This is a genomic window from Klebsiella sp. ME-303 (assembly GCF_007910085.1).
Lineage (GTDB): Bacteria > Pseudomonadota > Gammaproteobacteria > Enterobacterales > Enterobacteriaceae > Klebsiella > Klebsiella michiganensis.
The window spans coordinates 1-9,122 of record NZ_VOJB01000036.1 but is presented as its reverse complement, the minus strand read 5'-3'; the positions used below and the strand labels follow the sequence as shown (position 1 = coordinate 9,122).

The 9,122-nt window shown below is 53.3% G+C and carries 9 protein-coding genes, 1 tRNA gene and 2 pseudogenes; 7 read left to right on the top strand and 5 right to left on the bottom strand.

The features are described 5' to 3' along the window. Positions 1-186 (bottom strand): annotated as a pseudogene (locus FQK12_RS27420) (hypothetical protein); the annotation flags it as partial. Further along, positions 154-229, bottom strand: a tRNA-Asn gene (locus tag FQK12_RS00560). The pseudogene FQK12_RS27420 and the gene FQK12_RS00560, both read right to left, overlap by 33 nt. Positions 230-559: 330 nt before the next feature. On the opposite strand from FQK12_RS00560, the gene nac reads away from it, so the two are divergent. The 3 genes from nac (at position 560) to ldtA (ending at position 3,554) form a co-directional block, all read left to right on the top strand. Beyond that, positions 560-1,477, top strand: a complete 918-nt coding sequence (gene nac / locus FQK12_RS00555; RefSeq protein WP_004852321.1) for a nitrogen assimilation transcriptional regulator NAC — start codon at positions 560-562, stop codon at positions 1,475-1,477. A gap of 106 nt (positions 1,478-1,583) precedes the next feature. Continuing rightward, positions 1,584-2,534, top strand: coding sequence for an HTH-type transcriptional regulator Cbl (gene cbl, locus FQK12_RS00550; protein WP_014229985.1), 951 nt, complete (start codon positions 1,584-1,586; stop codon positions 2,532-2,534). A gap of 78 nt (positions 2,535-2,612) precedes the next feature. After that, on the top strand, positions 2,613-3,554 hold the full coding sequence (gene ldtA / locus FQK12_RS00545) for a L,D-transpeptidase (RefSeq protein WP_009653331.1): 942 nt from the start codon (positions 2,613-2,615) through the stop codon (positions 3,552-3,554). A 121-nt stretch (positions 3,555-3,675) separates the two neighbouring features. Here ldtA and FQK12_RS00540 read toward each other — a convergent pair whose 3' ends face one another. Then, entirely contained in the window at positions 3,676-4,281 is a 606-nt protein-coding gene (locus tag FQK12_RS00540) for a glutathione S-transferase family protein (RefSeq protein ID WP_032750440.1), read from the bottom strand. Positions 4,282-4,460: 179 nt separating this feature from the next. On the opposite strand from FQK12_RS00540, the gene FQK12_RS00535 reads away from it, so the two are divergent. Continuing rightward, positions 4,461-5,387 (top strand): LysR substrate-binding domain-containing protein, encoded by a 927-nt coding sequence (locus FQK12_RS00535; protein WP_014229983.1) that lies wholly within the window; start codon positions 4,461-4,463, stop codon positions 5,385-5,387. A gap of 37 nt (positions 5,388-5,424) precedes the next feature. Here FQK12_RS00535 and FQK12_RS00530 read toward each other — a convergent pair whose 3' ends face one another. Beyond that, complete coding sequence (locus FQK12_RS00530) at positions 5,425-6,423, bottom strand: aldo/keto reductase (protein WP_014229982.1); 999 nt, start codon at positions 6,421-6,423, stop codon at positions 5,425-5,427. Positions 6,424-6,523: 100 nt separating this feature from the next. Between FQK12_RS00530 and FQK12_RS00525 the strand changes: the two genes are divergently transcribed. Beyond that, the gene (locus FQK12_RS00525) at positions 6,524-7,438 is read left to right on the top strand and encodes a LysR family transcriptional regulator (RefSeq protein ID WP_014229981.1); all 915 of its coding nucleotides are present in this window, start codon (positions 6,524-6,526) and stop codon (positions 7,436-7,438) included. Between the two features lie 190 nt (positions 7,439-7,628). On the opposite strand, the pseudogene FQK12_RS00520 reads toward FQK12_RS00525, so the two are convergent. Beyond that, positions 7,629-7,709: pseudogene (locus FQK12_RS00520) on the bottom strand (molybdopterin-binding protein); the annotation flags it as partial. 710 nt (positions 7,710-8,419) lie between these two features. On the opposite strand from FQK12_RS00520, the gene FQK12_RS00505 reads away from it, so the two are divergent. Together FQK12_RS00505 and FQK12_RS00500 are read left to right on the top strand one after the other, a co-directional pair. After that, a complete protein-coding gene (locus FQK12_RS00505; RefSeq protein WP_004852307.1) occupies positions 8,420-8,677 on the top strand; it encodes an antitoxin in 258 nt (85 codons plus the stop codon). Then, positions 8,678-9,010, top strand: coding sequence for a type II toxin-antitoxin system PemK/MazF family toxin (locus FQK12_RS00500; RefSeq protein WP_014229979.1), 333 nt, complete (start codon positions 8,678-8,680; stop codon positions 9,008-9,010). Positions 9,011-9,122 lie beyond the last annotated feature (112 nt).

The following is a 9,122-nucleotide window of genomic DNA, read 5'->3' as shown; positions in this document are numbered from 1 at the left end:
TGATATTAATAAGTTTTGGGGTTTTTCCTCTGTTACAGCCAGAGGAGTGAGGCGGTTGTAGAACGCGTGAGGGGGGTTACTAAAGAAGACGATCTGGCTGAAATGAGAGAGTAAGAAAGCAAAAAGCCCGCTCGAAAGCAGGCTTCTTAAATTTGGCTCCTCTGACTGGACTCGAACCAGTGACATACGGATTAACAGTCCGCCGTTCTACCGACTGAACTACAGAGGAATCGTGTGAACGGGGCGCATATTAACGATGACCATCCCCCTTGTCAAAGCCTGAATCACCTTAACTTGTTCGTTTGCTGACAATTTCAGCAGAGTGCCTGTTTTTACGGCATTGCGCCGCCGGATGCACCGTTGCGGTGCATTTATACCCCTAATGGGGCATACCGCAATCCGCTTACCGGGCAACAAAATCGCGGTTTGCTATCAGTATCCCTTATTACGCGGCCTGCAGCGGCATTTGCGTCCCTGCAAAAAAGCTGGCAAGCAAATTGCAAAACCTTCTGCATCTAAACGGCCAGTGTTGGTACTGGTGTTCCTTACAGGAGGCAAAATGAACTTAAGACGACTGAAGTATTTTGTGAAAATCGTCGATATCGGCAGTCTGACCCAGGCCGCTGAAGTCTTGCACATCGCACAACCGGCGCTGAGCCAGCAGGTTGCGACCCTGGAAGGCGAGCTGGACCAGCAGCTGTTGATCCGCACCAAGCGCGGCGTGACGCCGACCGAAGCGGGCAAGATCCTTTACACCCACGCCCGGACTATCCTGCGCCAGTGCGAGCAGGCGCAGCTGGCGGTTAACAACGTCGGTCAGACGCTAAGCGGCCAGGTGTCAATTGGGCTGGCCCCGGGCACGGCGGCTTCGGCCATTACCATGCCGCTGCTGCAAACGGTGCGTAACGAGCTTCCGGAAGTTATGGTCTATCTGCAGGAAAGCAGCGGAACGATCCTCAACGATAAGCTTATCGACGGTCAGCTGGATATGGCCGTGCTCTATGAACGTTCCCCGGTCGCCGGGATCGTCAGTCAGCCGCTGCTGAAGGAAGATCTCTACCTGGTCGGAACCCGGGATTGCCCGGGGCAGAGCGTGGATTTGACGGCGGTTGCGGAAATGAATCTGTTCCTGCCGCGTGATTACAGCGCCGTTCGCGCAAGGGTCACCGAAGCCTTCACTCTGCGTCGACTGTCGGCAAAAATTATCGGCGAAATTGAATCCATTACCACCCTGACGGCGGCTATTGCCAGCGGCATGGGCGTCACCGTTCTGCCTGAGTCCGCCGCCCGTTCGCTGTGCAGCGCGGCGAATGGCTGGATGGCGCGCATCAGCACGCCGTCAATGAGCCTGTCGCTGTCGGTCAATATGTCGGCACGCGGCAGTCTGTCGCCGCAGGCGCAGGCGGTTAAGGAAATTTTAATGTCGCTGGTGAGCCGTCCGTCGCTGGAAAACCGTGAACTATTGTTAGTCAGTTAGGCTATATTCCTGAATGGAATAAGTTGCTGGTTTTTATTATTTGTTAGCAGGGACAACAGACTTTAACAATAGTGCATATGTTATGTCTGATAGCCCGGAGGAAAGGGTGAACTTCCAGCAACTCAAAATTATTCGTGAAGCGGCCCGTCAGGATTACAACCTGACGGAAGTCGCCAATATGCTCTATACATCGCAATCGGGCGTCAGCCGTCATATTCGTGAACTGGAAGAAGAGCTGGGGATCGAGATTTTTATCCGCCGCGGCAAACGCCTGCTGGGGATGACGGAGCCGGGCAAAGCGTTGCTGTCGATTGCCGAGCGTATTCTGAATGAAGCCAGCAACGTTCGTCGCCTTGCGGACCTGTTTACCAACGATGCGTCCGGCGTCTTAACCATCGCCACCACCCACACCCAGGCGCGCTATAGCCTGCCGCCGGTGATTAAAGCCTTCCGCGAACTCTTTTCCGACGTACGTCTTGAATTAGTTCAGGGGACGCCGCAGGAAATTGAAGCGCTGCTGCACAACGGCGGCGCGGATATCGGCATCGCCAGCGAGCGCTTGAGCAACGACCCGACGCTGGTGGCTTTCCCCTGGTTCCGCTGGCACCACAGCCTGCTGGTCCCCAAAGATCATCCGCTGACCCAGGTGACGCCGTTAACCCTCGATGCCATCGCCCGCTGGCCGCTCATTACCTATCGCCAGGGGATTACCGGGCGTTCACGTATTGACGAAGCCTTTAACCGTAAAGGGCTGATGCCGGATATCGTATTAAGCGCTCAGGACTCCGACGTTATCAAAACCTACGTCGAGCTGGGGCTGGGCGTGGGGCTGGTGGCGGAACAGTCAGGCGACGCGCGGGAATCTGATACCTTTACGCGTCTCGATACCCGCCATCTGTTCGATGCCAATACCGTCTGGCTGGGCCTGAAGCGCGGTCAGCTGCAGCGAAATTACGTCTGGCGCTTTATTGAACTGTGTAACGCAGGGCTGTCGCTGGAGGAAATTAAACGTCAGGCGATGGAGCCGGAAGAGGCCGCAATCGATTATCAGATTTAGCAGGATGATAAATCAGATATGAAAGAGTAAACGAAGCTATAATTCATTCACGATTATCGCCACAAAGGAAGGGAAATTGTGCGGCGTGTGAAACTGCTTTGTTCTCTTATTATGATCCTCACCAGCCAGAGCGCTCTGGCGGTGAGCTACCCGTTGCCGCCGGAAGGAAGCCGCCTGGTGGGCAGCCCGCTGACCATCACCATTCCGCAACACAATACCCAGCCGCTGGAGGCCTTTGCCGCTCAGTACGGTCAGGGCCTGAGCAATATGCTCGAGGCCAACCCCGGCGTCGACGTGTATCTGCCGAAGTCGGGCTCCACGCTGGTGGTCCCGCAGCAGCTTATCCTGCCCGCTACGGTTCGCAACGGGATCGTGATCAACGTGGCCGAAATGCGTCTCTACTACTATCCGCCCGATGGCACAACGGTTGACGTTCTGCCGATTGGCATTGGCCAGGCAGGACGCGAAACCCCCCGTAACTGGGTCACCGCCGTGGAGCGTAAGCAGGAGGCGCCGACCTGGACGCCCACCGCCAATACCCGTCGTGAATACGCCAGCCGTGGCGAAAGCCTGCCCGCGTTTGTGCCCGCAGGGCCGGATAATCCCATGGGCCTGTACGCGATTTACATCGGCAGGCTCTACGCGATCCACGGCACCAACGCCAATTTCGGCATTGGCCTGCGCGTGAGCCAGGGCTGCATCCGCCTGCGTAACGACGACATCAAATACCTGTTTGATACCGTTCCGGTCGGGACGCGCGTGCAAATCATCGACCAGCCGGTGAAGTATACCGCCGAGCCGGACGGCAGCCGCTGGGTTGAGGTTCACGAACCGTTGTCGCGTAACCGCGCGGAGTATGAATCGGACCGGAAGGTGCCGCTCCCCATCACGCCGGCGATTCAGGCCTTTGTGAAGGGCGAGGGGGTGGATGTGAATCACGCGGAGCAGGCGCTTGAACGCCGTTCAGGGATGCCGGTGGAGATTGGTCGTGCAGCACTGCACGCCGGTAGCGGTTTTTAACCCTTTCCCTCACGCCAGGCGATTTCTTCCATCAGGATAACGCGCCCGCGGTTGCCGGGCGCTCTCGGTTGCCGTGGCGATTCACGTTCAGGGTTTAGCTTCATCGCATTGAGCTGATGCTTTAGCTAAAGGGATGTTTTTTAAAGGCGCTATGGGTTTCAAATAATTCGGCAACGGACCGGATATGATTAAAGTCTCCCGCATGAACCACGTGAGGGATCGTTGACTGAATAAAGGTCCAGATAACCGTACTCGTTACGGCCACCTGATCGGGAACCGCGGCCGCCGGACGCTCCTCCAGCAGCCTGTTCCACTCCCTGCAGGCTGCCAGCAGCTGAGTCGTGATGCGCGCTATCCACGGATTATGCTGCTTTTCCGCCGGGCGCAGATTGTGTTCATAGACATTTTGTACCGCCTTTTCACCCGCGGCGAGAATAAAGCCCAGCGTTTGCAGATCCCTTGCCAGCGCGTCCGGCGAGACCGGCAGCAGCTTGCGCCCCGGGGCGGCCTGGGCTTCAAAATAAGAGAGTATCAGCGACGAATCCATCAGGCGAATTCCGTTATCCAGCACCAGCGTCGGCGCTTTGACCGCAGGATTTATCCTGGAAAAGGCTTCAAAGCTGCTGAATACGGACAGCGGGTGACTTGCAAACTCGACGCCGTAGAGTTCAAGGGAAATCGCCACGCGCCTTACATAAGGCGAATCCATCATGCCAATAAGCTTCATCATGATTCCTGTTTTCCTGTGCTGGTGAAATAGGCTGAGGTTAATGCTTCATTGCCGGCGGTGAAGAAACAGTACAATAAATTCGTCATGGCGAATATCTTCAGTATCTTACGGGTTGGGTTAGTATTACTGACAGATTGTGGGTCACGTTTTACGCGTCAGGTTGTGGGAGCGGTAACATGGCGGATTTTCCCCCTATTGCGAGTTTACGTAGTTTTGAAGCCGTGGCGCGTCTTGGCAGCGTGACGCTGGCGGCGAAAGAGCTACACGTTACGCATTCAGCCATCAGCCAGCAGATTAAAGTGCTGGAGGAGATGGTCGGCCTCAAGCTGTTTATCCGTCACGGCCGCGGCGTGCAGATTAATGAAGAAGGGCGGCTCTATGCCTTACAGGTCCGCGAGGCTTTGCACCATATTGCTGATGCCACCCGGCTGGTGCAGGTCAACCCCCGCCGGCAGGATCTGACCCTGGCGATGGTGCCCTCGTTCGGCTGCCACTGGTTGTTGCCTCGCCTGGAACGATTTCGGGAGAAATACCCCCATATCTCGCTGCGAATACAGGCGAGCCTGGCGATAACCAGCATGCAGCAGGAAGGGGCGGATTTGGCTATACGCATGGGAAAAGGCGACTGGGAAGGAACGGAGAGCCATTACCTTTTCTCCGATCAGCTTATCGTTGTGGCCGCGCCAACCTATAACGGCGGCGTGCTCCCCCGTACGCCGTCAGAGATAGCGAAGAGCAACATTATCTTTTCCATGGAGTCGTGGAAAGCATGGTGTATCAACGCGGGGCTTGAAAGAGAGATTGTGCCAGGCGGTTTGTGCATCAACGACTCAAACCTAGTGCTGGAGGCAGTCCGGCTCGGTAAAGGTATCGCGCTGGAACGCCGCTCTTTAGTCCAGGATGCGCTCTCCAGGGGTGAACTGGTACAGCTTACGTCTTTCACCGCCCCTTATCCGTGGCCTTACTGGCTGGTTTCATCGCAGGGCGCAGAGCAGAAAAACGAAGCCGTTCTATTTAAGGCCTGGCTTGATGAGGAGGTTACCGCATGGCGCCAGCAAACTGGCGCGGTGGAGGAGAAATGTGCGCGAGACGGTAAACCTTAGCTCCCGCCGGAAAGGCGGGAGAATTTATAGCAGGATGTTACTTATCGATTAAATGAAAATCACCCTGGGTATATCTTAATCCGTGAATATTGTCAGGGGTAAAGATGCGATCGATGAGTTTAATATCAACATCGGAAATAGCCAGGCTGGCTGCGCCGGCATTATCCTGCAAATGTGCGATTTGGCGCGCGCCGGGAATGGGGACAATATCATCGCCTTTACTCATCACCCACGCGAGAGCGAGCTGGGCCAGGGTACAGCGATATTTATCGGCCACATCCCGCAGCTGGCTGAGTAGCTGCTGGTTTTTCCGCATGGCATCGTGCTGGAAGCGAGGAAGATTGCGCCGAAAATCATCCTCGGCGAAGCCGGACCGATCGGTGATTTTGCCGGTTAAGAATCCACGACCCAGCGGGCTATAGGGCACAAATCCTACCCCTAATTCGCGGCAAGTTTTGAGAATGTTTTCTTCCGGCTCGCGGGTCCAGAGAGAATATTCGGTCTGAACGGCGGCGATCGGATGAACTTCACAGGCCCGGCGTAAAGTATTGGCAGAGACCTCGGAAAGTCCGATATGGAGAATTTTCCCTTCCTTGACCAGATCTGCCATTGTTCCCACTACGTCTTCAACGGGGACGGTGGGATCAACGCGGTGCTGATAAAGGAGATCAATAGTCTCGACGTTGAGACGTTTTAGGGAGCCTTCTACCGCTTCGCGGATATGTTCAGGACGGCTGTCAACGCCGGCCATACGCTCAAGCCCCTGACCGCCAGGAAGAATGCGGAAACCAAATTTGGTCGCAATCTGTACCTTATCGCGAACGCCTTTGATTGCTTTTCCGATCAGCACTTCATTCTCAAATGGGCCATAAACTTCTGCGGTATCAAGGAAGGTGACGCCCAAATCAACCGCAGCGTGAATGGTGTTAATTGCCTGCGACTCTTCGGCTCCGCCATAGGCAAAACTCATTCCCATACAACCCAGACCTAATGCCGACACCTGAAATTTGTTCTTTCCCAGATAACGTGTTTCCATTTTATTTTCCTCACTCGTACAATGTGCTGAAATATATACTTCCCTTTTCCACTCACAACAATTAATCTCTTTCTAATGCAGTATTTTACGGATGTTAACAATGAAAAATATTCCCGAATTGCAACATGTAGAAATGCTTATTCTTATTGTGAAGCATGGAAGTTTTCGTCAGGCAGCAAAAGAGTTGAATATTTCTCCACCAACGTTAACTATTGCCATAAATAATCTGGAAGAGAAACTGGGCGCGAGGCTTTTAAATCGTTCTACGCGCAGTCTTTCCCTGACCGCTATCGGCCAGGAGTTTCTGAATGACGTTACTCCTGTGCTCAATGACTACAGGCGGGTGATTGATAACCTTAATGAGCACAGAGCAAAGCCGGAAGGGGTGGTGAAACTAAATTTGCCACGCATTGTGCTGGATCTCTTCTTTCAACGTTACTTCGCACCGTTCAAAAATGAGTATCCGGATATTAAACTTGAGTTATTCACCACGGACAGAAAAGTTAATATTATAGATTCAGGATTTGATGCGGGTATACGCTATACGCAAGATGTGCCTAAAGATATGATTGCCATACCCTTTGGCGAACCGCTATCTCTTATTCCAGTGGCGAGTGCGGATTTTATAAAAAAATGCGGCGCACCCTCTTCACCAAAAGATCTCGTTAATTTCAGATGCATTAATCGTTGCTTTCCAGGTGGGGATCTGTACCGCTGGGAGTTTATTAGCGCTACGAGCGTTATAACGGAAGTGGCTGTGAAGGGCGATCTGGTGATGGATTCCGATGCGGCGATGATACAGGCTGCGGAATCCGGGTTGGGTATTGCCTTTGTGTATGAGAATCTGGTTCAGGATAAAATTAAAGAAGGCGGGCTTGTCCGCTTACTGTCTGATTATCGTTATCCTGCCGATCGTTTTAATATTTACTATCCGAGCCGCAAACATATCCCGGTCCCCCTGAGAACATTTATAACATGGGTGATGTCGATGAATAAAAATATCCTGGAGCAATAGCATGTGAAACGGCGGGTGAAAATAGACGGGATGAAAAACTGATTTTATCACGCTATTTTGCACGGTCGATACGCCTGACGCTTCTGCGGCTTTATCGTCCGGTCGCCATCCCGCGCCGTTAACGCTGCCCGGTTCCGGGGCTGCACGGGTGCAAAATACCGCTAAACCCGTTGTAGCCCCGATCCTCCCGTTAGCCGCCGGGGTTGGTATCGCTGACGAAAATGGCGGCGATATGCCTGGCGTTTTTGAACCTCAGTTTGGTCGGCTCCCGCTTTGTCATTCAGTATATGACGAATTGCCATAACGATGAGATCTTCGTCCTTGGCTCTGTCTTCAGGGTTGCGGGCAGAAACAAAAGGAACGCCCCAAGCTTTCGCCTCAAAAATCATGAATAGTGTTTTAGTCTCCTCAATTTTCAGCCGTTTTTTGATGAGCTCACAACAAAAATGAAAGCCCCGCGCTGGCGATGTACTGCCTGAAGAGTGAAGTTTATTGATGCGGTATATCTCAAAGTATGATGCAGTCTGACCGGCATCCTGTCGACATCATAGGTGGGCTGAAAAACGGGGCACTTTACTGTCAGCGCTTTTGCGACAGGCAGGTCCTGGTGCCCTCCATGCTGGCTAGTACGCTTACCCGCCGCTGGCCCAACAGCTAAAGATTGATTGCTGAAGCGTTCGACTTCGAACCTGGAAAAATCTGGCCTTCACGCTGCCGCTGATGCTCCTCCGAAGCAGCTCCGATCCGGAAGCCGCCTCGCATTCCGTTTACCTGAACCGCCATAATCCTTTAAACCGCAAAAACAGTTTTCTATTATCAGCCTTCTTAATTACGCGTTTCGTTCCCACCTGTACTGTCCTCCGATGGATAACGGCTTTCTTCACGCTTTATTACGAAAAGGAAATCACCATGAATCTGATGAATAATTGTGCACCGCCTGCCGTAGATGTTATATTAAAATATAATATTCGGAGGTGCTCTATGTATACCACTCGCCTGAAAAAGGTCGGCGGATCCATCATGTTGGCGGTTCCTCCCGCCGTGCTCAAAACGCTGGAGCTGTCGACGGACAGCGAAGTCGGCATGACCATTAATAATGGCTGCCTGATTATTGAACCCCAGAAACGGCCTCATTATTCTCTTGAGGAGCTGCTGGCGCAGTGCGATCCGCACGCCGAAATGAGCGAAGAGGATCGGGAATGGATTGATGCTCCTGCGGTGGGCAAGGAGATCCTGTAGATGGACAGAGGGGAAATCTGGCTCGTTTCACTGGATCCGATTGCTGGCCACGAGCAAAGCGGAAAACGTCCGGTGCTTATCGTATCGAAGGCATCGTTTAACAAGCTGACCCGGTTACCCGTTGTTGTTCCCATCACCAGCGGTGGAAATTTTGCTCGCACGGCAGGTTTCACCGTTTCACTGGAAGGGGCAGGGACAAAAACAACGGGCGTTATTCGCTGCGACCAGCCCAGAACCATTGATATGGCTGCCCGGAACGGCAAGCGGCTGGAAAGCATACCAGACGCTGTGGTAAATGAAGTGCTTGCCAGGCTGGATGCAATTTTAAGTTAACGCAGGACGCAGAAAAGCAAAAAGCCTGCTTCAAAAGCAGGCTTTTCAAATATGGCTCCTCTGACTGGGATCGCCTTTGCCAGCAACTGGCTAATAAGTAAGCTAAACCTGA